This is a genomic window from Desulfosporosinus nitroreducens (assembly GCF_023897015.1).
GTDB classification, from domain to species: Bacteria; Bacillota; Desulfitobacteriia; order Desulfitobacteriales; family Desulfitobacteriaceae; genus Desulfosporosinus; species Desulfosporosinus nitroreducens.
This window is the reverse complement of sequence record NZ_JAMHFY010000004.1, coordinates 251,665-273,645: the sequence shown is the minus strand read 5'-3', so window position 1 is coordinate 273,645 and position 21,981 is coordinate 251,665. Positions and strand designations below refer to the sequence as shown.

General features: G+C 41.9%; 24 protein-coding genes, 3 tRNA genes and 2 pseudogenes. 24 read left to right on the top strand and 5 right to left on the bottom strand.

Translation table 11 applies throughout. The features are described from left to right. The first annotated feature begins 183 nt into the window (after window positions 1–183). The 8 genes from M8E35_RS06890 to M8E35_RS06855 all read left to right on the top strand — a co-directional run bounded on the left by M8E35_RS06890 (window position 184) and on the right by M8E35_RS06855 (window position 7,462). Window positions 184–1,044, top strand: a complete 861-nt coding sequence (locus tag M8E35_RS06890; protein WP_252468105.1) for a fumarate hydratase — start codon at window positions 184–186, stop codon at window positions 1,042–1,044. After that, window positions 1,041–1,598: a Fe-S-containing hydro-lyase gene (locus M8E35_RS06885; protein ID WP_252468103.1), complete on the top strand. Its 558-nt coding sequence runs from the start codon at window positions 1,041–1,043 to the stop codon at window positions 1,596–1,598. Before M8E35_RS06890 ends, M8E35_RS06885 begins: the two co-directional genes overlap by 4 nt. A 571-nt stretch (window positions 1,599–2,169) precedes the next feature. Continuing rightward, window positions 2,170–2,385 (top strand): YrzR-like zinc ribbon domain, encoded by a 216-nt coding sequence (locus tag M8E35_RS06880; protein WP_252468101.1) that lies wholly within the window; start codon window positions 2,170–2,172, stop codon window positions 2,383–2,385. A gap of 216 nt (window positions 2,386–2,601) precedes the next feature. After that, window positions 2,602–3,363 (top strand): ferredoxin-like domain-containing protein, encoded by a 762-nt coding sequence (locus tag M8E35_RS06875; RefSeq protein ID WP_252468099.1) that lies wholly within the window; start codon window positions 2,602–2,604, stop codon window positions 3,361–3,363. 42 nt (window positions 3,364–3,405) lie between these two features. Continuing rightward, window positions 3,406–3,795: a nitrite reductase gene (locus M8E35_RS06870; RefSeq protein WP_252468098.1), complete on the top strand. Its 390-nt coding sequence runs from the start codon at window positions 3,406–3,408 to the stop codon at window positions 3,793–3,795. A 94-nt stretch (window positions 3,796–3,889) separates the two neighbouring features. After that, window positions 3,890–5,137: a globin-coupled sensor protein gene (locus M8E35_RS06865; protein ID WP_252468097.1), complete on the top strand. Its 1,248-nt coding sequence runs from the start codon at window positions 3,890–3,892 to the stop codon at window positions 5,135–5,137. Between the two features lie 398 nt (window positions 5,138–5,535). Next, window positions 5,536–5,799, top strand: a complete 264-nt coding sequence (locus M8E35_RS06860) for a hypothetical protein (protein WP_252468096.1) — start codon at window positions 5,536–5,538, stop codon at window positions 5,797–5,799. Window positions 5,800–6,238: 439 nt separating this feature from the next. After that, entirely contained in the window at window positions 6,239–7,462 is a 1,224-nt protein-coding gene (locus M8E35_RS06855) for an HD domain-containing phosphohydrolase (protein WP_252468095.1), read from the top strand. 45 nt (window positions 7,463–7,507) lie between these two features. Here the strand turns inward: M8E35_RS06855 and M8E35_RS27170 are convergent, their stop codons facing one another. After that, the gene (locus M8E35_RS27170; protein WP_445012473.1) at window positions 7,508–7,624 is read right to left on the bottom strand and encodes a toxin-antitoxin system HicB family antitoxin; all 117 of its coding nucleotides are present in this window, start codon (window positions 7,622–7,624) and stop codon (window positions 7,508–7,510) included. Window positions 7,625–7,658: 34 nt separating this feature from the next. Then, complete coding sequence (locus M8E35_RS27165) at window positions 7,659–7,865, bottom strand: type II toxin-antitoxin system HicB family antitoxin (RefSeq protein ID WP_445012472.1); 207 nt, start codon at window positions 7,863–7,865, stop codon at window positions 7,659–7,661. Between the two features lie 151 nt (window positions 7,866–8,016). Between M8E35_RS27165 and M8E35_RS06845 the strand changes: the two genes are divergently transcribed. From M8E35_RS06845 to M8E35_RS06800, 10 genes are all read left to right on the top strand, one after another. Further along, window positions 8,017–8,664 carry an O-methyltransferase gene (locus tag M8E35_RS06845; protein WP_252468094.1) on the top strand — a complete coding sequence of 216 codons (648 nt, stop codon included), beginning with the start codon at window positions 8,017–8,019 and terminating at the stop codon, window positions 8,662–8,664. Then, window positions 8,661–9,347, top strand: a complete 687-nt coding sequence (locus M8E35_RS06840) for a heparan-alpha-glucosaminide N-acetyltransferase (protein ID WP_252468093.1) — start codon at window positions 8,661–8,663, stop codon at window positions 9,345–9,347. The genes M8E35_RS06845 and M8E35_RS06840 overlap by 4 nt, the downstream gene beginning before the upstream one ends. Window positions 9,348–9,436: 89 nt before the next feature. After that, window positions 9,437–10,363: an alanine-tRNA synthetase second additional domain-containing protein gene (locus M8E35_RS06835; protein WP_252468139.1), complete on the top strand. Its 927-nt coding sequence runs from the start codon at window positions 9,437–9,439 to the stop codon at window positions 10,361–10,363. 95 nt (window positions 10,364–10,458) lie between these two features. Continuing rightward, window positions 10,459–11,184: a ribonuclease PH gene (rph, locus tag M8E35_RS06830; RefSeq protein WP_229247311.1), complete on the top strand. Its 726-nt coding sequence runs from the start codon at window positions 10,459–10,461 to the stop codon at window positions 11,182–11,184. Continuing rightward, complete coding sequence (locus tag M8E35_RS06825) at window positions 11,181–11,780, top strand: XTP/dITP diphosphatase (protein ID WP_252468092.1); 600 nt, start codon at window positions 11,181–11,183, stop codon at window positions 11,778–11,780. The genes rph and M8E35_RS06825 overlap by 4 nt, the downstream gene beginning before the upstream one ends. 208 nt (window positions 11,781–11,988) lie before the next feature. Continuing rightward, a tRNA-Pro gene (locus M8E35_RS06820) sits at window positions 11,989–12,065 on the top strand. Window positions 12,066–12,130: 65 nt separating this feature from the next. Next, a tRNA-Arg gene (locus tag M8E35_RS06815) sits at window positions 12,131–12,207 on the top strand. A 19-nt stretch (window positions 12,208–12,226) separates the two neighbouring features. Next, window positions 12,227–12,302: transfer RNA gene (locus tag M8E35_RS06810), tRNA-His, on the top strand. A 469-nt stretch (window positions 12,303–12,771) separates the two neighbouring features. Continuing rightward, window positions 12,772–13,863, top strand: a complete 1,092-nt coding sequence (locus M8E35_RS06805) for a DUF5667 domain-containing protein (RefSeq protein WP_252468091.1) — start codon at window positions 12,772–12,774, stop codon at window positions 13,861–13,863. 170 nt (window positions 13,864–14,033) lie between these two features. After that, entirely contained in the window at window positions 14,034–14,330 is a 297-nt protein-coding gene (locus M8E35_RS06800) for a hypothetical protein (protein ID WP_252468090.1), read from the top strand. 174 nt (window positions 14,331–14,504) lie between these two features. Here M8E35_RS06800 and M8E35_RS06795 read toward each other — a convergent pair whose 3' ends face one another. Both M8E35_RS06795 and M8E35_RS06790 read right to left on the bottom strand, forming a co-directional pair. Next, the gene (locus M8E35_RS06795) at window positions 14,505–14,939 is read right to left on the bottom strand and encodes a thioesterase family protein (protein ID WP_252468089.1); all 435 of its coding nucleotides are present in this window, start codon (window positions 14,937–14,939) and stop codon (window positions 14,505–14,507) included. 57 nt (window positions 14,940–14,996) lie between these two features. Further along, window positions 14,997–15,215: pseudogene (locus M8E35_RS06790) on the bottom strand (DUF6125 family protein); the annotation flags it as partial. Window positions 15,216–15,474: 259 nt separating this feature from the next. On the opposite strand from M8E35_RS06790, the gene M8E35_RS06785 reads away from it, so the two are divergent. After that, entirely contained in the window at window positions 15,475–16,122 is a 648-nt protein-coding gene (locus tag M8E35_RS06785) for a flavodoxin family protein (RefSeq protein WP_252468087.1), read from the top strand. A 341-nt stretch (window positions 16,123–16,463) separates the two neighbouring features. Here the strand turns inward: M8E35_RS06785 and M8E35_RS06780 are convergent, their stop codons facing one another. After that, the gene (locus M8E35_RS06780; protein ID WP_252468085.1) at window positions 16,464–16,868 is read right to left on the bottom strand and encodes a MarR family winged helix-turn-helix transcriptional regulator; all 405 of its coding nucleotides are present in this window, start codon (window positions 16,866–16,868) and stop codon (window positions 16,464–16,466) included. A gap of 847 nt (window positions 16,869–17,715) precedes the next feature. On the opposite strand from M8E35_RS06780, the gene M8E35_RS06775 reads away from it, so the two are divergent. From M8E35_RS06775 to M8E35_RS06755, 5 genes and pseudogenes are all read left to right on the top strand, one after another. Next, a complete protein-coding gene (locus tag M8E35_RS06775) occupies window positions 17,716–18,858 on the top strand; it encodes an acyl-CoA dehydrogenase family protein (protein ID WP_252468083.1) in 1,143 nt (380 codons plus the stop codon). Window positions 18,859–18,870: 12 nt separating this feature from the next. Then, a pseudogene (locus tag M8E35_RS06770) lies at window positions 18,871–19,047 on the top strand (GntP family permease); the annotation flags it as partial. A gap of 103 nt (window positions 19,048–19,150) precedes the next feature. Continuing rightward, entirely contained in the window at window positions 19,151–19,333 is a 183-nt protein-coding gene (locus M8E35_RS06765) for a hypothetical protein (protein WP_252468081.1), read from the top strand. Window positions 19,334–19,617: 284 nt separating this feature from the next. Further along, complete coding sequence (locus M8E35_RS06760; protein ID WP_252468079.1) at window positions 19,618–21,174, top strand: acyl CoA:acetate/3-ketoacid CoA transferase; 1,557 nt, start codon at window positions 19,618–19,620, stop codon at window positions 21,172–21,174. A gap of 16 nt (window positions 21,175–21,190) precedes the next feature. Continuing rightward, window positions 21,191–21,976, top strand: coding sequence for an acyl-CoA dehydratase activase (locus M8E35_RS06755; protein WP_252468077.1), 786 nt, complete (start codon window positions 21,191–21,193; stop codon window positions 21,974–21,976). The last annotated feature ends 5 nt before the right edge of the window (window positions 21,977–21,981 follow it).

Genomic DNA, 21,981 nt, shown 5'->3' with positions numbered 1-21,981 from the left:
AAATCACAAAGCGAACTTCGAATGCCATTTGCGGCATTCGAAGTTCTTGTCATGTAATGACGCTTGCTTTTATTTGGCTTAGGAGTAAAATAAAGAAAGAGAATGGGAATATTCAGAACAGTCCATTATTTTGCCGTAATCATTTTTACCCTAAAAGAAGACATTGAAGGAGGGACAGAGAAGGTGAAGGAAATACTTGTGGAAGAGATTATTTCCGCTGTTGAAAATCTTTGCATTGAAGCAAATTATAACCTGGGATCGGACATCATGGCTGGGTTTAATCAAGCGTTAAAGGATGAGCGCTCTCCGTTAGGTCGAGAGGTGCTGGAACGTCTCATTGAGAACGCAGAAATAGCGCAAGAGGAAAGAGTCCCGATGTGTCAAGACACGGGGATGGCTGTACTTTTTGTGAGTATCGGACAGGACCTGCATGTGGTCGGCGGTGGCCTTACTGAGGCTATTAATGAAGGGGTGCGCAGAGGGTATGATAAAGGATATCTGCGAAAATCCGTTGTCAAGGATCCCTTTGAGCGTGTCAATACTGGAGATAACACCCCGGCAGTTATTCATTATGATATTGTCCCTGGGGATGAACTGCACCTAATTGTAGCTCCTAAGGGGTTCGGCAGTGAAAACATGGGCGGCTTAAAAATGTGCAAGCCTTCTGAGGGTCTCGAGGGTGCGATGCAATTTGTTGTAGATACAGTTGATCGAGCGGGCGGAAACCCTTGTCCCCCAATTATTGTGGGGGTGGGCGTGGGCGGAACGATGGAAAAAGCTACTTTCTTAGCCAAAAAAGGTCTATTGCGTGAAGTGGGAATACATAATCCCGAAAAGCGTCTGGCCAATATCGAGAAAGAGTTGTTAAATCGTGTCAATCGTTTAGGAATTGGTCCTCAAGGCTTTGGAGGAGTTACAACGGCTCTTGCCGTCAACTTAGAAGTATATCCCACACATATTGCAGGAATGCCCGTTGCGGTAAACATAGGTTGCCACGCCACTCGTCATAAGGAAATCACCTTGCAAGGGAGGGCCTGTCAATGAGTGAAATAATCCGCATTGAGACTCCCCTTACCCAAAAAAGACTTAAATCCCTTAAAGTTGGAGACAATGTCTTGCTAAATGGTGTGATTTATACAGGACGCGATGCCGCTCATAAAAAAATGGTTGAAGCTCTTGAGCAAGGGGAAGACCTCCCCTTTGCAATGGAGGACCAAATCATTTATTTTGTGGGTCCGACGCCCGCTAAAGAAGGGCAAGTGATCGGTTCAGCAGGGCCAACGACGAGTGGACGAATGGATGCCTATTCGCCAAAGTTGATCGCGAGAGGATTAACAGGAATGATTGGCAAAGGACTTCGTTCCCCGGATGTGATTGAAGCGATGAAAAAACACGGTGCCGTCTACTTTGGAGCGATTGGCGGGGCAGGCGCCCTCATCGCAAAGTGTATTGTTTCTGCTGAGGTCATTGCTTATCCTGAGCTGGGCCCGGAGGCAGTACGCCGTTTAGTAGTAAAAGACTTCCCCGTCATGGTGATCATTGACCACGATGGTAATAATCTTTATGAAATTGGCAAGGCACAATACAGAAGGGCATGACAAGCTAGGGCATTTCCTAACATTATGAAAAATGTCACCATGAATTAAGAATAAAATTTCAGGATGAACTTAGTCAGCATTATCAAAGGTCAGTCTAAATATTGTTATAAAATAAACAGAGGTCTGTGAATCGCACACAGTGTAGCGATTTTCAGACCTCTGTTTTTATCAATTCACAGAAGACTCCCAGTTCAAAAAGTTGATGTTCCTTATTGGCGTCAAAAGCCGTGTACATGGAGTTGAAAACGATGTTGCGTAAACCAAAAGAGTTAGCGTCAGACCCGGCCTGGCTTGCCCTAAAATCGTACGCGCGTACGATTTTGAGGACAGGCCGAGGAGAAGGCTCTCACCCTTCGGGATTGCCTAAATTCTGATTTAGATATTGGGGCGTTGCAATTCCTCCAGAATTTCAACAACCTTTTTGAACGATAAGGGGTTTAAAGGAAAGTGAAAAAGACACAACTTTTAGTCTAAATAGACACAAAAGCTTCACAATTTCTTAAAGCAAAATAATTGGGTTGTGCGGTATAATAAGGTATTCATAAAAACCCTTGATAGGAGTTGAGGTGCAATGAATTGCCCGCTATGTGAAGCGCGTGATGTCGGCCGAATTGGCCGTGAACGTTATTACTGCAGAGAGTGTTGCCATGAATGGACGAAGGGTGATGGAGTGGTTAAGATTTACGAGGTACTGTCAGATGGTTCGGTAGAACGCTTAGAAACCAAGTCAGAACCATTTCCCCGTGCGTTACAAGACCATCCGGTTGTCCGCAGGCGTGCTGGATAGAGTAAACGTTTAAAAGGCGCGATTAAACCACGTTTTGTATGAGAAAACATAGTAATCCATGAATAATGAGTAAGACTTAAAAGAGAGAGCCCATTTGGGCTCTCTTTTTAATTATTATAAATAAAAACTTATCGATTAGTGCAGGATTTCGTCGACTCATATAGAAATGTAGGAGGATATAATAATTACTCTAAATTGTATAGAGGAGAGGTTTTTATGACTGAACTTCAACGAGACAGTAACTATCAGTGGACAGGTGAGGCGGTAGAATGTACCAGTGGAATCCATTGGGCCATCGCGGAACAGGCCAATGGTACTGTAGCTATTATCGTTAATTCGCCTGGAGGGATCCTGACTGGCAAACAAGTGCGTGTTTTAGCTGAGATCGTTGGAGAAGATGGGGTCATTAAAAATACACGTCGCATGACTTCCCTTCTTCTTATTCCAAAAGAAAAAGTTGCTGCCGCTTTGGAGCAACTCCAGGCAGTCGGTCTTCGGGTTGCAAATTTGCATAAGAGCATTCGAAATATTGCAGCATGTCCGGGTAAAGGGTTTTCCCCTAATTCTCGTGGAGATACCTTAGAATTAGCCAGAATGCTTGATGAAGAGTTTTACGGAACGATTCTGCCGTGGGATTTCAAAATAGGAATTTCTGGATGTCCACGTAATTGCACCGGAGTGCAGTGCCAAGATCTAGGGCTGATGGCTGAGCCCCGCGGAAAATATTCACTTTGGATTGGTGGGACAGAGTCGGGAATGAACCCTAAACATGGAATGTTGGTACTCAAGGGGATTCCTCGCGACCAAGTTATTCCTGTCGTAGGAAGAATTTTGGAAACGTATACCTCAGGATCAGAAGAGTTTAAGGAAGAGCTTGGCAACCGGGCTCGTCTTTATCGAGTCATAGAAAAGACGGGGTTTGAGCGATTTAAGAAGGCAGTCGAAGAACTCCTGGGCAATGGGACCGTAAGTAGGTAAACATAGGGTTCAATTTAGTGGATGTAAGAGAGGAGCAGGGATATGACGACTCAAGGATTTAGTAAGCTTAGTGCCTATAAGGCCTTTTCAAAGATGGACAGATCCTGCACCCAGGGATGTAAATGTTCAGCGCTCTGTCAATTGTTCATGGCAAAAGAATTTCTCAGTTTGTCTGCTCAGACGGGGGAGAAGTTCTCCGATAAGATACCGGATGACATTCTTGATATGTTCCGAAGTGTTCCTTTAATCCCGGAACGGTATAAAAGCATGGAACTTCAGGAGGCTTTTGTTGAGGTACAGAGTATCTGTGATAATTGTGCAACTGATGAGCATGATTCTTATTGTACGGTGAACGTGGTCCTTACTGCCCTGGGAATCATATTGGAAGGCAAAGACTATATTACGGACAAAGATCAGGAAATCCAGTCTTAGGTACATACAGTGAGGCATTGACCCCTGTTGCGGATATTTTCATGAAAAAAGATTTTAGTTGAAATGTTGAAGGGATTAGAAAGGATGAATATTGTTGATACAATTACATCAGTTTAGCTTAGATGAGGCTGTTCAATTACTGAGGATAGATGCTGAGCAGTTGACCCTTCTTAAAGAGGTTCGGCTAGTCGTTGAGCGGGATTCTGAAGAAATTATCCGTAATTTTTATGCCCATGTGACTTCGTTCCCAGATTTAAAAGCAATTATTGACCGATTTTCCTCGGTGGAGAAGCTGAAAATCACTATGAAAAAGTATTTATTTTCTCTCTTCCCCGATAAGATTGATGAAGAGTTTATGCAGTGGCGGGTTACAATAGGGCAGGTTCATAATCGGATCAATTTACCGCCTTTTTACTATTTAAGTGCCAATCAATATTTTTGTGACGAAATTATTCCCCGGATTTTTAAACACTATCGCAAAAAGACTGATCAGGCCGTTCGTGCTAGTTTAGCCTTCCAAAAACTCTTAAATTTTGACCAGCAAGTTGTTATGGCAAGCTATATCCAGTCCTATATGACGGAAATAGATAAGAAGGCCGAATTAGAGAAAGCCTTAAGTGAAATTGATAGCTTACAACGCAGTGTTAGCGAAGCCAGCCAAGCTTTAGCGGCAACGTCAGAAGAAACAGCAGCCTCTGCGGCAGAGATGAATGAAGCCACTTCGCAAATATCCAGTAATGCCTCTGAGGCTGCAGAGTTTTCTCGTCAGGTAGATGCTTTGGCTCAAGAAGGAGTCCGAAAGATTCAAATGATATCTGAGACGATTTTACGATTAGCAGGCATGACATCAGATATGCAAGAGAAAATGACCGAACTCGATAAAAGCTCTGCACGTATTGCCTCTGTCACGGATGTAATTAAAGAAATCGCTTCCCAAACCAATCTTTTAGCGTTAAATGCGGCTATTGAAGCGGCTCGTGCGGGAGACAGCGGCAGAGGTTTCGGAGTTGTGGCAGAAGAAGTGAAGAAGCTCGCCAATCATTCGGAACAATCGGTTAAAGAGATTAGTGCCTTGATTACGATTACAAAACAAAATACAGTCGCGGTAAACCACTCTATTGCTCAAACCACTGAAGCTATGCAGGGCGCGGCGACAGAGGCCGGGGAAGTAGTGAACCGTTTTGGGGAAATAATGTCTGCTATTAATGCAAGCATCCAACAAGTACAGGGGATTGCCCGTCAGATTGATGCCTTGTCGTTGACAGCCGGCCAGATCGGGGCAGCTTCTGAGGATGTAGCTAATTCAGCAACTTCTTTGGCGCAAATGGGGTTAAGGACTTGAGTGACACAGCGCTCGGTCGTACGACGCAGAGCAAACTAACCGTTTAAGCGACTGGCTTTGGGGAGCGGGGTTCCCGCCAGATGAGCCGTCCATGGCTCACTGGCGGCAGTGTACATCCTTGTACACTGCCCCGTATCTTGGGTCGGTCTCTTAAACGGAAGTTTGCTTTTCTGCTTACGTAGAGACGTCGCGCTTGTGTCGCTCTGCGTCCTGGGTCTTGGGTCGAGGGGGACGTTGCTTGGGAGAAGGCACATTTCATGTGCGCCTTCCTGTGTTGCTTTGTTTACTGCGCGTTCTGGGGTCGGTGGGCTTAAATGGAAGGTTGCTTTGGTGCTTACGTAGAGACATCGCGCTTGTGTCACTCTGCGTCCTGGGTCTAGGGTCGAGGGGGACGTTGCTTGGGAGAAGGCACATTTCATGTGCGCCTTCCTGTGTTGCTTTGTTTACTGAGCGTTCTGGGACCGGTGGGCTTAGAGGGAAGGTTGCTTTGGTGCTTACGTAGAGATACCGAGCTTGTGTCACAACGGGTCGCTGGTCTAGGGTCGAGGGGGACGTCGCTTGGGAGAAGGCACATTTCATGTGCACCTTCCTGTATTGCTTTGTTTACTGCGCGTTCTGGGGTCGGTGGGCTTAAATGGAAGGTTGCTTTGGTGCTTACGTAGAGACGTCGCGCTCGTGTCACTCTGCGTCCCGGGTCTTGGGTCGAGGGGGACGTCGCTTGGGAGAAGGCACATTTCATGTGCACCTTCCTGTATTGCTTTGTTTACTGCGCGTTCTGGGGTCGGTGGGCTTAAATGGAAGGTTGCTTTGGTGCTTACGTAGAGACGTCGCGCTCGTGTCACTCTGCGTCCCGGGTCTTGGGTCGAGGGGGACGTCGCTTGGGAGAAGGCACATTTCATGTGCGCCTTCCTGTATTGTTTTGTTTACTGCCCCGCGTTTGGGGGCGGTCGCTTAAACAGAAGTTTTCTTTTCTGATTGCGTAAAGAAGTTGCGCTCGTGTCTCACTGCGTCCCTGGGTTAAGGGGAAAGTCGTTAGAATAGACTGGACTAATGGAGCAGGTGAAGCATAGAGCGTGTATTGGTCTGATTGGGGGTAGTGGTATGTTTAAAGATGCTTTCTATATCCGGCAGATGTGGAGCTTTTCCCGTGCGCTTGATCTTGGTTTAGTTGATGAAGAGATTGAGAGAGGTTTTCAGAATTCATTGGGAGAGCGGCACGGAGAACGGGTTGCTTATATTGCCATGCGTATTGGACGTTTTTTAGGACTCAATAAGGAATCGCTTGTTCATCTTACAGTAGCAGGACTGTTGCATGATATCGGGGCGTTAGGTTATTCAGGTGAGTATAAAGGGGACCCGCGAATTCTTGAGGGGCATTGTCGTATGGGAGCATCGATTGTTGAGCGCTTTCCTGCTGGAAGAATTCTTGCCCAAGCTATCAAATATCACCATGAGACTCCGGATCCTTTATATTGTGCTTTGAGGGCGCCCGCTGAAGATGTTACTTTAATGGCTCGAATTTTATCTTTAGCAGACCGGGTTGATCTTCAGTTAAAGCGGGGGTTTTCAAGTCGGCGGGAGAGAGACGGAATCATAGAATTGGTTACCAAGGGTACGGGGATATTGTTTTACCCGGAAGTGGCGGATGCATTTAAACACGTCGTTCAAAAGGAAGCATTTTGGTTGGACATTGAACAACCGGACCTGCTCCAGATTGCTTTAGGGCTGTTGTATGGGCAACGGCAGTTGCCAGCGACACGGGAATTGGAAATTGGCTTTACCGATGACTTGGCAGCGACGTTCGCGGATCTGATTGACCAGAAAAGTAAGTTTACAGCGCGTCACTCTCGGTCAGTTGGGGAAACTGTTGAACGTTTGGCTCGAGGAAATGGATGGGGAGACGATCGTTTACATGAAATCTATGTGGCGGGTTTACTTCATGACTTGGGGAAACTCTCTATACCCAGGAAGATTCTAGATAAGCCAGGACCGCTTGACCCTGCTGAATTTGAAATAATTCGCACGCATACATATTATACGCACCGCTTGTTGACCGAGGCTGGTTTTCCGACTCGTATGGTTGAATGGGCTGCTCATCATCACGAATGTCTTAATGGTAAAGGATATCCCTTCGCCTTGGGAGAGAAAGATCTCGATGAGGGCGCTCGTTTAATGGCAATAGCTGATATTTTTGCGGCGTTAACTGAGGATCGCCCTTACCGGCGGGCTATGAGTTCTGGTGAAGCTTTAGCTTTGATTGAGCGTAGATCGGGGACAATATTGGATAAGGGTTTAGTTGATTTGGCGAAACGGGTACTGGATTAAAAAAGAGCGGGGTTTATTTTCCCGCTCAAATTAATTATTTTTTTATTAGTTATTTAAGCCAATACTTCTTGATAGGTGATATAGAATCAGTTGGTTGAGACTTATATTTTCTTTTTTGGCTTGTTCAGATAAAGTTTTGTGGAGGCTCTTAGGGACTCTAATATTGAATTTCCCTGAGTATTTTTCACTAACAGGTTCAGGAATTTGCCGCCCATCCTCTAAGGCAACCCTCTATCCAACACCTCTTGGCATCTTCTATCATAGTTAGGGCTTCCTCAGCGCTTTCTCCTTGGGTAATGCAACCAGGGAGATCGGGGATCTCGATGACAAATCCTCCTTCTTCAGCAGAATATAGCGAGTAACTGTACGGTAATCCCATGTAATAATCAAGAGTCTTGTTCATCGTTAATCACTCCTTCCAGAAGGGCAATGGCTCGTTCAACATAAGTGGGCATACTTTTTTATGCTTTTTATGCGTTTTTAAATCTTTTGTGGTAAAGTGGAAGAAAAACTGAAATATTGGCAATCTGACAGAATAAGAAAGGGAGATGACCTTGTTTTACCCCTTTGAAATGGAACGATACCTGGAAACCTTATTGGGTGAACGGGATCCGCTGTTGCGTGAGATGGAAGAGCAGGCTTTAAAAGAAACTATTCCGGTTGTGACGCCGATGGTTGGGAATTTTCTCAACTTACTCGTACATACTTGTAAGGCGCAGACTATCTTAGAAATCGGGACAGCCATCGGATATTCGACGATCTGGTTGGCCCGTGCTGCAGAAGAGACAGGTGGGCACGTTACCACAATTGATATGAATAAAGATCGTCTGGCTCGTGCGCGGGTATACCTTGAACGTGCGGGGCTAGGTGATCAAGTTACGGCTTTAGAAGGGGATGCCCGTAAAATTCTCAAGAACCTGGATACAATGTTTGATTTTGTCTTTATCGATGCCGCAAAAGGAGAATATTTAGAGTACTTAAGTCTAATTTACCCCTTAATTGCACCGGGGGGGTTGCTGGTCGTGGACAATGTGCTCTTCCGGGGGTGGGTAGTTCCGGAAAGTACCTTTGCTCCGAAGTATGATCGCATGGTGGGTGGCTTGCGGCGATTTTTAGAGGATCTTTCTCGGAATCCGGACTTTTCCACGACTGTTTTACCATTTGGAGATGGAGTGTCGGTTAGTCGGCGGATAGTGCTATGACCCCTGGGAAGCGCTATGGGGAGATTGACCTGCTAAGGGCTATAGCGATTGTGTTAATGGTTTTATTCCATATTGTCTATGATTTAAGGGAGTTTGCTGGGATAAATATTAATTACCAGGACCCCATTTGGTTTCTGGTAGGAAAAACTGCTGCCCTGCTCTTCATCTTTATATCGGGGCTTGCTAGCGGGTTTAGCCGATCCCCGGTGAGACGGGGATTTAAGGTATTGCTTTATGGAATGGCAATCACAGTTGTAACGTATCTAGCGATGAGGGATATTTATGTTCGTTTCGGAATTCTTCATTTTTTAGGTGTTACGATGATTTTATCGACCTTCCTATACTCCCTGTCTTCGCGAATGCTGTGGGCCCTTGCCGGTGTTACTGCTTTGCTGGGGTTTTGGTTTAAGGGACTAGTGATAGAAACAAGCCTCTTCCTTCCCTTTGGCCTTATGTATAAGGGTTTTGGGTCCATGGATTATTATCCCCTTTTTCCATATATAAGTGTAACTTTCCTGGGTATACTTGCTTATCGACATTGGTATGATCAGAGGCCTGAGCCCTTATGGGCATTTCAGCTCGATTCCAAGCCGATTCTGTGGTTGAGTCGAAATTCTTTAATGATTTATTTAGTTCATCAGCCCCTAATTCTTCTTATTATTTTTAGTATAAGACTTTTATAATGTTTTATAGATTTTTTATAAGAACCTAATCCAGGAATTCTTGTTAAGCAATGATGTGAAAAACAAGGAAGGGGGCCACAGCTTTGGCAATGTTTGTTCATGAACATTTGATGCAGGCCGTTTATTTTGCTCCACGCGGGAAGAAACGTCTTCTTTTTTTGGGGGTAAATATTTCTCAACGTTATTTGAGCCCTGAGGATAAGCTGATCGGGTTTGTGGGTGATGCCGGAGCTGGAAAGTCCTTGCTTATTCGCGGTATGTTCCCGGGATTAGAACTGACCAATGATGATGATGGCATTAATATTCGACCGTTACCTTTAATGGAAGATGCGGATAGTGGGAATTTTCGACATCATACCTATCATTTAGATGTCCGCTTCGAGTCTGCGTTTACACAACCTTGGAAAATAGCTGAGGCAATTCAAAAAGTCATAGCCAAGGGACGGCGAGTGGTTGTTGAGCACTTTGATCTCGTGTATTCTCAGCTTGGAGTTAATGCTGAAGTCTTGATAGGAGTAGGGGAAGAAGTAATTGTAACTCGTCCAACGGTGTTTGGGCCAGAACCTCAAAGTATCGCAGATATTGTTTTTGATTCCATAAAGTATCGGCGCATGGCCCATAGTGCTGAAGACATCACGTCTATGATCCTGGAAGAAATGGGCTTGGCAAAGCCTGAAGTACACAGTGATATTAAACATGGCTTTGTATTGGAACTTCCCGAGAAACCCGATATTGACTTAGATTTGGTGGAGCAACGGGTGCTCGATTTAATCGATGCAGATTTGCCCATCTGCTTTGCTAATGATGATCACATTCGGGTAGGGAAAATGCTTTACCCTTGCACAGGTCCTCGTATTCACATTCGGCGATCTAGTGATATTAAAGGGTTTCACTTGCTTAAGGAATTTAGGTTCGACCCTATTGCCCAGCTTTATACTATCGCTGGTATCGTAGGAGAGGAAATGACGCCTGCCCGTTCACTCGATTTATTTGCAGCAAGGAAAGCCAATATTTAACAAAAAAACTTGGAGATGATTGGCATTTCTGCCGTGATTCTGATAAACTAAAACTCAGCAATAAGATTTGCCAAAAGAAAGGTAAGGTTATCAATATGCAACGTTCGAATGGTCGGGCAAATGATGAATTACGTCCTGTGAAAATTTCGCGTCAATTTACTAACATACCTGAGGGCTCTGTTCTCATCGAGATCGGAGAAACGAGGGTTTTATGTACAGCCAGCGTTGAAGAAAAGGTCCCTCATTTTCAGAAAGGGACAGGTAAAGGGTGGGTTACTGCGGAATACGCCATGATTCCACGAGCGACCCAAACACGGACCCAGCGAGAGGCTAGTAAGGGAAAGCTCACTGGCCGTACCATGGAGATTCAACGATTAATCGGCCGTGCCCTACGCTCAGTTATTGATCTAAAGAAACTCGGTGAACGAACAATCTGGTTGGATTGCGATGTACTTCAAGCGGATGGTGGAACACGTACAGCGGCCATTACTGGAGCTTACGTAGCTATGACTGATGCGGTTCAATACTTGATGGAGAAGAAACTTATTCGAACAAATCCAGTTCAAGATACCTTAGCCGCTATTTCTGTTGGGAAAGTCCAGGGAAATGTAGTTTTGGATCTGGAATATGAAGAAGATTCGAAGGCAGAAGTCGACATGAATATCGTCATGACAGGCGCGGGGAAGTTTGTAGAAATCCAAGGAACTGCGGAAGATATTCCCTTTGATCGTACAGACCTGTATAATTTCTTAGAACTTGCCGAAAAGGGCATTCGTACATTAATGGAAGTGCAGAAATCTGCGGTGGAAACAACTGCATGAGGATAATACTTGCAACTCAAAACAAAGGAAAAATTCGAGAGCTTCAAGAACTCCTAGTAGATGAAGAGATAGAGGTTCTTTCGTTACAAGATATTAAGGATTGGGAAGACGTAGAGGAGAATGGAGAAACCTTCGCTGACAACGCTTCTCTCAAAGCCAAAGCTGCCGTTAAGAAAACAGGGTTAATTGCCTTAGCTGATGACTCAGGGCTGGAAGTCGACGCCTTAGATGGCGCGCCTGGAGTCTATTCTGCACGTTTTGCCGGAGAACCGAAAGATGATGAACGAAATAACGACAAACTCCTTCAACTATTAGAAACCGTGGCGGATGACCAAAGGCAGGCGCGGTTCCGGTGTGCCTTAGTTGTGGCAACCCCTGAAGGGGAGGAATTTCTAACTGAGGGTACAGTCGAAGGGCAAATATTAACTCAACGTCGCGGAACGGATGGATTTGGTTACGACCCTCTCTTTTTTGTGCCCGAGTACGCACGGACGATGGCCGAATTAACACTAGCTGAAAAAAATAAACTCAGTCATCGAGCTCAAGCATTTCGAAAGGCGATCCCGATCCTCCAAGCCCTCAAAATCAAACGTTAGATTCAGACCGGAAACCGCGCAAATTTCTCAAACAGTCATAGGGTCCGGGGTGATATTCTATAGGTTTTTTGTTGGCATTCTATGCAGGAGCATTCAGATTCACTTTAAGAAAAAGGGTTAAAAATAGCTAAAAAAATTCTCCAATATTTTTTCGCTCTTTTCCTTGACGAATACTTAAAGATGAGCTATACTAATCAAGTCACCAAATCGGGGTATAGCGCAGCTTGGTAGCGCGCCTGCCTTGGGAGCAGGAGGCCGGGGGTTCAAATCCCTCTGCCCCGACCATTAATTCCCAGTTTTCCTTTTAGTTGAAGTGGTAACCTGGGTTGACAAATCGTATCCTTGAAACTGCGCCTGTAGCTCAGTTGGATAGAGCATCTGCCTTCTAAGCAGGTTGTCGGGGGTTCGAATCTCTCCAGGCGCACCAATTAAACAAAATTCCTATGGTGGGTGTGGCGAAGTGGTTAACGCACCGGGTTGTGGTTCCGGCATTCGTGGGTTCAAGCCCCATCACCCACCCCATAATACAAAGATTTCACCGAGAATTTATTCTCGGTGTTTTTGTGCTGGTCAGGTTATTAAAGTGCACTCTCCATGGGGATGCGAAGAGTATAAAAAGACGCTCACAATAGTATTCTCGCCAAAGGAAAAGAAAAGGTATAGAAAATAAAGAATCATTACGAAATTTTCTCTTAAATGTCCAAAAAACCGCAACAATAATTATTTGTTGCGGTTTTTTTTAACGTCTATAGTTACATTGTTACCATTTAACAATATCATCTATTAATAATTAAAAATAAAGGGAGACAGTATTAAACATCTTTGCTACTTAACAATAGACATCCAATTTTCTCGAAGGACCCCCTAAAAAACAATCTAAGGTTCGTAAGATACTGTGTAAGGTGAATTTAGTATTAAGAGGGGAAGGAATATTAAATTCTAAACCAATTATTGCTAAGTAAATTATTATTTAAAGGAAAGAGGGAATCTAATGAAATCGACAAAAACAATTAAGAAACAACTTGCGGTTGCCGTTGCAGCAGCACTTTTGGCCCTTCCGCTAGGAACAACGTTAGTTCTTGCAGAAACAGCAGCCCAGGTGGAAACTACATCTACTACCACTGGCACTAGCACGGATAAGACGAATAATGGTACAAGGAGTAAGGATACCAAGAACACGGATACCGCGCGCACGAATACAACAAGTGCAGATACCGCGAATACAGATAACGAAGATGAAGAATCGACGTCCGTTACCGATGCTGAGGGCAATGTAATCGATCCTGCCAATTGGTTATCCGATTTAATAGGAGAACTCAAAGTGGCTTTGGCCTTTGACCCAGCGCGCAAGAGCGAGTTAAATCAACAGCAGGCACTTGAAAAGCTGGCCAAAGCACAGAAGCTAATGACTGAAGGTAAAACAGAAGAATCTGAGATAGCTTTCAGTGAATACACGGATAAGATTACCCAGGCACAGGAATTTCTGGATCAAGTTGAAGATCCTGACTCTGAAGAGGCTAAAAAGCTGGTCATCGCCCTCACAAATGTTAATCAAAATAACGTTAAGGTCTTAGGCGATTTGTTAGATAAGCTTCCTCCGCAGGCCGCTCAAAGGTTAGCGCTCAATGTTGTGCGCTCCATGGAAAAGGCAGTTTCAAAAATGGAAAAACAAGAAGCAAAAAATGCCCCGGTAACTGCACCAGAAACGACGGAGAATTCAACTGAACCTGTAATAACACCGGCAACCGAAAATAAATCTTTGGAAAAACAGGCCAAAGAGGCGTTAAAAGAGTTTAAAAAATCACTAAAACAAAATAAAAACATCCAGCTTGATGATGAGGACCAAGATGGTGAAGACCAAGACCAAACAGCAACTGAGACTGATGAAGCAGCATCTGACGAGGAAGCGTCTATAACCAATAGTCAGCCGTCTTCTGTGACTGTTGCTCCTGCAAAATCGCAGTCAGCACCTTCCAGTGACCACTCTTCTATAAAGAACAATGAAGAACGCAACAAACAGAGTGAAAAAGGAAATGACAGCGGCGAAGACAAAAAACAAAATAACCAACGGGATGATAAATAAAAGATCACCTTCAAGTTAGGTGATCCGCAAGTTGACTGCTAAAGCGACTCTTTGGAGTCGCTTTTCTCTTGGGAAGAGGTATATAGGTTCATAGGATCAAATCTTTTGAACCATATATAATACGTGTTATACTTACTCGTGAGAAACTGTGAAGATGAGGGGGAAAGACAATGAGCAAGGCGAAGCCGAGTCCTGATGATCTGCGCCGCTTGATCGGATACACGATGATTACATTTTTGAGTGTATTTTTGTTTCTCCCATTGTTATGGTTTGTCCATTTATTTTCGCCTGAACAAGAACTTTATGTACGCTGGGGCATCTGTTCTGGTTTCTTAGTCATTTTCAATATCTTGTTTTATTACTGGAAGTACCCTGAAAATTGGTTGCGAAATTTACTGGCTTTAGTTGGAGTCAACCTAATGATCTTAATCTTTGAATATTTTTGGTTAATGCAGAGCATGAGCTGATGTTTGAAGTCGTTCTGGCCTCTTTGGTTTGCATGGCAGAATCAGGGATTATTTCTACGATTTTGGAAGGAACTATCAAAGCCCTTGTTGAATGCTAGGGTAGCGTTTACGACGTTGCAAGAGGGTGCGGGACGTTAGGCAAAGTGTTCTAACTGTGCTGTTCTTGGGGGCTTCTTACTCAGTTATGCTTTTAATCTCTGATTTCCTGTTTACCTTTTCATTAAACTTAGCCGCATCAATGATGAATCTCTCATGAGTACCTTCAGAAATTCGGTCTATCCCATCATGGGCTTCTACATGAAAGAATAATCTTTTACCTTCGATCTTTTCTAACCGTAGTTTAACTGTAACAGTAAAACCTGGCGGTGTAGCGGCAATGTGGCTTAATTTAACATCAGTTCCAACGGTTTGTTCATTAGGCCAATCCAAATGAGGATTGATAGCTTTAATACATGCCCATTCAAATAAGCCCACCATAAATCCCGTTCCAAACACTTTAGGCATTGCTTGGAATTCTTCCGATTCAGGGTAAAGATAAGGAACAGTTTTGTTTTCTGGAACGGTAAACTTAAACTCATAATACAAACCAGATTGTAAAGTACTTTTCATTTGAAACACCTCCTTAATTTAAAAGTAAATATATCGGAGTATTTATTATTAAGCAAATCAATTAATTTCATTAGCATAAATTATTATTTCCAAGGCATCTAAGCCCCCATGTTTAGGTAGGTCGAGGAAAGTCATAATTCGTTTAGCCTCAATGACAGTGAATTTTCGCCAAGCCTCAATATCACACTCCGCCGCCTCATCTAGTTCACGCACTTGCTCAATAGCTTGGAACCATAACCCATCGTGCGCTAACCAACGTTTAGTAAATTCTTCTAGTAGGTCATGAGCTTGCTATAGTGTTGAGTATTCTATATTTTCTGCTTACTTCCTTCAATGTGAAAGAATTCATTAATTTAAAAATATTATGAATAAAACGACAAAACGACAAAATGTAACAACGCCGTTCATCGTAGAAACCTTCCTGGGCTTTAGGGCCTGGGAAAGTTTTTTGTTGTCCACCTGAACTCTTTCACGCTCACTCGTTATATAATACCCAACATAAAGTCAATAATAAATTGTTGGGAGGTATTTGTGTATGAAAATCATGGCAATCAATGGTAGTCCTAGGAAAAATGGAAATACTGCAACTCTTCTTAATAAATCACGAGAAGGTGCAACCTCTAATGGAGCAGAAACAGAACTTATTAATCTTTATGATTTACAGTATCGTGGTTGTATAAGCTGTTTTAGTTGTAAAAGGATTGGTGGCAAAAGCTATGGAAAATGTGCCGTAAATGATGAATTAACACCTGTATTAAAAAAAATTGAAACAGCAGATGCAATTATTTTAGGATCCCCTATCAACTTCGGCAAAGAAACTGGACTTATGTCAAGCTGTTTAGAAAGACTCTTGTTCCAGTATTTAGTCTACGATAGCGAATATTCAAGTCTATTTGGCAGAAAAATTCAAACAGGGTTTATTTACACAATGGGTTTAAATGAAAAACAAGCAAAAATTAAAGGATACCATACTCTTATTAACTCAAATGAGTTTTTTCTCGCAAAAATGTTGGGGTCATCTGAAACGTTACTAGCGTATGATACGTATCAATTTGATGATTACTCTAAATATTTTTGTCCGGTTTTTAGCGAAGAGCACAAGGCAAAAGTAAAGGCTACACAATTCCCCCTTGATTGTGAAAAAGCGTTTGATATGGGCGTACGATTTGCTAACGCGAAATAGAAAACACATGAGATTGCTGTTTTACTGCTCTTACCTCACGTAACTCTCTCACAAGTGCATTAACCATAAGTTCCACCTTTGATTATGACCAATTTGACACTTGGAATCCCTCCCTACTCATCGAACACAGTGGACAGTTCCGTTATGTGTCAAAATATTTATGCCTTTTACGCTCAAGTAGACAACCGTAATAAGATTGCGACTCTGCTATTATATAGTGCCAATATTATTGATTTTGTTGTAGTTAATTACAAACTACTTGCTAACAAATAGTTTATCAACAAATAATCTGTTATAAAAAATAGGCTTTCGTCAGCCTTTTTTTATAGCAGATTTTTAGTTTAAATTCGCTTTAAAACTTCCTTTAATTGATTTTTTTCGTCTGAACTAAATTGTTTTAATACTTCTATATTTACTTCTTCAATAATTTTACCTATTGGCTCACGCAATTTGGATCCCTTTTCAGTTAATTCAACTTTAATGGTTCGCCGATCTTCTGTACCAGTATTCCTTATAAGCAATCCTTTGCTTTCCAATCTATCAAGGATTCCAGTGATAGTTGAACCATCTAAACTCAAAACATTCCCAATTTGCTTGGGGGTTTGACTGCCCTCATCCCAAAGACATTGTAAAACTCCATATTGCACAGGCGTTACGTTAAACGGATCAAGTTCTGACTTTAAATATTTAAAAACTTTTTGTTGTGCCTGAGTTAGTAAGAAATTAATACATTCAGTCATTTCCATAATTACTGCACCTCTATTTTTAATGATATAACCACTATATTTCAAACTTATTAATTTTGTCAATCAAGTTTACAAAGCGTCAGAGCTAAGCATGATTTTCTTAAAGGATGAATAAAATCTAACATTGGCCCATTTCAGAATCATACAAGCAAGAATCTACAATTAGCTATAGCTAAACCTCCGCCAGTACACCGCTGTATGAAGTTGGATCTGTCTGGTACCTGCAATCACACTACGACAAATAAACCCCAAGAGGGTCATTCATTATTCTCTGAAGTCTTTATCAAAAATCCAAGACTATCAACGGCTGTAGTTTGATATGCCTCAAAAGAGACGTGCATAGTGTAGTTAGCAGCTTAATTGGCTAATTTAACTTGGAATTTCTCGGAAGGAATGTCGAACCCTAAAGTACTATTTATATACATATTTATACAATTTCATACATATTAACTTGTTGACAAACTATTTGCTAGCAAGTAATATATTAATTATCTAACATATTTGAATATTTATTAAATTGTAAATACGAGGAGGTGATATGGGATTTTAGTATGCGTTATGGAAACGTCAAGTGAACTTATATTTAAGTAGGCTGAATAAAAATTCATATTTTTTAGACAAGTAGCGAAACCATTAAATAGTCTCTTATTAATTTTTACACAATCCGAAGTGGCGATGGGGGTTCCATCCAACTATTATTCCACGTGAATTTCCAGTTTAGCTCGATAAAAAATATCCTCCCACTAAAAGTAGGAGGACTGCAATAGAGTTGGTTCAAGGAAACACTTGTCCCGACTGCCTCGGCGAATGCCGAGAGGCTATTTAAAATTTAGGAGGAGGTAATAAAATGAATTTTAGTTTAACAGAAGAGCAAGAGATGATTCAGAAAGTGGCAAGGGATTTTGCACAAAAGGAACTTTTACCTATCGTACTTGAGAGCGACGAAACTAGTACATTTCCAGTAGATCTTTATAAGAAGATGGGTGAGATGGGTTTATTGGGCTTACCGTTCCCATCAGAATATGGTGGTTCCGACGGAGATTATTTATCCTACATCTTAGCCGTAGAAGAAATTTCCAAGGTGCATAGTGCCGTTGGTATCTCATATTCTGTAAATACCTCTCTCTGTGCAGGAGGAATATTTCAAAACGCTTCAGAGGAACAAAAGAAAAAATATCTTCCAGATGTATGTTCCGGAAAGAAATTTGGCTCTTTCGGATTAACTGAGCCAAATGCGGGCTCAGATGCAGCAGGTGTAAGAACTAGAGCTGTAAAAGATGGAGATCACTATATATTAAATGGTTCCAAATGCTTCATTACAAATGGCCCTCTATCAGAGACCTTCTTAGTATTTGCTTCAACGGATCTAAGTCAAGGAACAAAAGGATTATCAGCGTTTATTCTTGAAAAAGGTTTCCCGGGATTTTCAATAGGCACTATTGAAAACAAATGTGGGATAAGAGCAACTAAAGTTTCAGAACTGCTTTTTGAAGACTGTATTGTCCCAGCTGAAAACTTAGTAAAACAAGAGGGAAAAGGTTTTGGGATAGCAATGAAAACTCTTGATGGTGGGAGATTCGGAGTCGCCGCACAAGGACTTGGTCTTGCAGAAGGAGCATATGATTGTGCGGTAAAATATCTGAAAGAAAGAGTACAGTTTGGCAAGCCTTTATTTAAGAATCAGTATTTAGCATTTAAAATGGCTGAATTAGCGATTGAAATTGAACAAGCTAAGTATCTATTGTATAAAGGAGTTCTTGATAAACAAGAAGGAAGACCTTATGCAGTTTCAGCAGCTAAGGCAAAAATGGCTTGTACAGATGCAGCCATGCATGTAACTGTAGAATGCGTTCAGATGCTTGGTGGAAATGGCTTCATGAAGGATTATCATGTTGAAAGAATGATGAGAGATGCTAAGATAACTCAGATCTATGAAGGAACAAATCAAATAATGAGAATGATTATTGCGGGAGAGATTTTTAAAGATTAGATCCCCAGTTATAATAGATTTGCGTCTATGGCAGAGGGCGGAATGGATACGCTTCCCCATAATGGCGCTGTTATTACGCTCCTAGTTATCACTGGGTTGACCCATAAGGAATGGTAACGAGATATTTTCATATTAAGACAACACGGTTTTATCGTGATTGCCCTTCAAACATTTTTCCATTTTGCGTAATGATATTCCCATAAATTCGAGGTTGCAATTGATGAAGAAAGAAATATTAAGGCCAACCGACGGTTTATGAAGTGATGTCGTTAAGTTGAAAGGAGAGATATGAATGAAAGAGTGTATTGCTTGTCATTCTGGACAAATAAAACAGGTGGATATCATCATAAGAGATGATGTATTTACCTTAATTGAGAATAGTGAAGTAGTTGTTAGTCCACAAAGTCAAAAGATAATAAAGTTTGTTTGTTTAAATTGTGGATTTATAAACCTTTATGCAGAGGACTATTTTTAAGAAAACTGCTACCAAATAGTTTGCAATATGAATCCAAGGCAGCAAGTGGAATGGAAGTTAAACAACAGAGAAAAGCCTGGAAGTTCTGTGTTAGCTTTTGTTGGTAAGCAATCCCATACCCATTTTCATTTGTACTGTTTAAGTAGTCCAACCACTTTTAAAATTTAACGGATCATGACTAACGTGTCCACTGAAACTTAATAATCGGAATATCCTTATCAAATGCCCCGCAATTTGCGGGGCAGGTTAAATCACTGAGGATAACATTGGAGGAGGGGCATAATATGAAGAAGGTTATTATTCTGACAGCAGAAGAGGCTGTTGATTTAGTTAAAGATGGGGACACTCTTTGTACAAGTGGATTTGTTGGAAATAGTCTTCCAGAAGCACTTTTTAAGGCTACAGAAAAGAAATTTTTAGAGACTGGCTATCCTCAAAATATAACTTTGTTTTATCCAGCATCACAAGGCAGCAGGAACGGCACAGGCGGTGATCATTTTGCTCACGAAGGTTTGGTTAAAAGAGTAATAGCAGGTCATTTAAATACTGCTCCAAAGTTAGGCGAACTGTGTCTAGCTAATAAATGTGAAGGTTATAACTTACCACAAGGTGCTTTGGAATATACTATTAGAGATGCTGCGGGTCATAGGCCTGGTACAATTACACATGTTGGATTAGGTACTTTTGTTGATCCAAGAAATGGCGGAGGTAAAATAAACGCCAGGACGACAGAAGATTTAGTTGAAGTTATAAAAATCGGCAATGAAGAAAAGCTTTTCTACAAAGCATTTCCTATAGATATCGCTTTCCTTAGAGGCACTTATGCGGATGAGTATGGTAATGTAACCCTAGAAAAAGAAGTAGCTACTATTGAGGTTACATCTATAGCACAGGCAGTTATAAATAATGGTGGGAAAGTAATTGTTCAAGTGGAAAAGGTTGTAAAAGGTGGTACTTTAGACCCAAGATTGGTTCAAATACCTGGCATTTATGTTCATGCTGTTGTAGAAGTAGTTGATATGAAAGATCATGAACAAAGTGTCGGACATGAATATAATCCAGCACTTTGTGGGGCAGTAAGAGCACCTGAAGGTAATGTTGAAATGACCCCATTAAGTATTAAAAAAGTTATTGGCAGAAGAGCAGCTATGGAATTGGTAGAGGATACAGTTGTTAATTTAGGTGTAGGAACACCTGAGTATGTTGCTCAAGTTGCAAGTGAAGAAGGAATAGCAAGTTATATGACATTAACGGTTGAATCAGGTGCAATTGGAGGCAGTCCTCAAGGCGGAGCTAGATTTGGTGCTACTTTAAATCCTGACGCTATTATTGATCAAAATAGTCAGTTTGATTTTTATGATGGCGGCGGTCTGGACATGGCATTTTTAGGCTTAGCTGAATGTGATGAACAGGGCAACATTAATGTCAGCAGATTTGGACCCAAAATTCCCGGTTGTGGTGGTTTCATCAATATCACCCAAAATGCCAAAAAAGTATTCTTCTGCGGTACATTTACAGCCGGAGGCTTAAAAGAAAAAATTGAAGATGGCAAGTTAATAATAGAACAAGAAGGAAGGCAAAGGAAATTCATTAAACAAGTTGAGCAGATTACATTTAGTGGAAGATATGCCATTAAATGCGAACAACCCGTTTTATATATTACTGAAAGAGCTGTGTTTGAATTAAAAGAAGAAGGACTTAACTTAATAGAAGTTGCTCCTGGAATTGATATTCAAACACAAATTATAGATTTAATGGATTTTGTCCCTACGGTTGACAAAAATATTAAGCTTATGGACGCAAGGCTTTTTAGTGAAGAAAAAATGGGCTTGAAAAAATAATGAGGGAGATTAATCTATGTTTACTATGGGGATTGATATTGGTTCCTCATCCTCAAAGGTTGTAATACTCGAAGATGGAGTTAATATTATCGCCGGAGAAGTTATTCAGATTGGAACAGGTTCGACAGGACCTAAACGTGTTCTAGATGAAGCTCTTTCCAAAGCAGGTCTTACATTGCAAGACATGGCTAAAATTATTGCTACAGGCTACGGTAGATCTTCTGTGGAAGAAGCACACAAACAAATCAGCGAAATCAGTTGTCAGGCTAAGGGAGTTTTCTTTTTAGTTCCTTCAGCAAAAATAATTATTGATATCGGCGGTCAAGATGTTAAGGCAATTAGACTTGACAGTAAAGGCGGCGTTAAGCAGTTTTTTATGAATGATAAATGCGCCGCCGGAACAGGACGTTTTCTCGATGTGATGTCACGAGTACTTGAAGTTAATCTTGATGAAATGGCAGAATACGATTCTCGTGCAACAGAACCTGCCACGGTCAGCAGCACTTGCACAGTTTTTGCAGAATCTGAGGTAATATCTCAGCTTTCCAACGGAGTTGCTAAAGAGAATATTATTGCAGGGGTTCACCAGTCAGTTGCTAGCAAAGCCTGTGGACTTGCCTATAGATGTGGGGTGGAAGAGGACATTGTTATGTGCGGAGGTGTTGCTAAGGACTTAGGGGTTGTCCGGGCAATAAGCAAAGAACTAAAAAAACCTGTAATTGTAGCTCCTAACCCACAAATTACAGCTGCACTTGGAGCAGCTATATTTGCCTTTGAAGAAGTTATTGGAGCAAATAAATAAAGGGA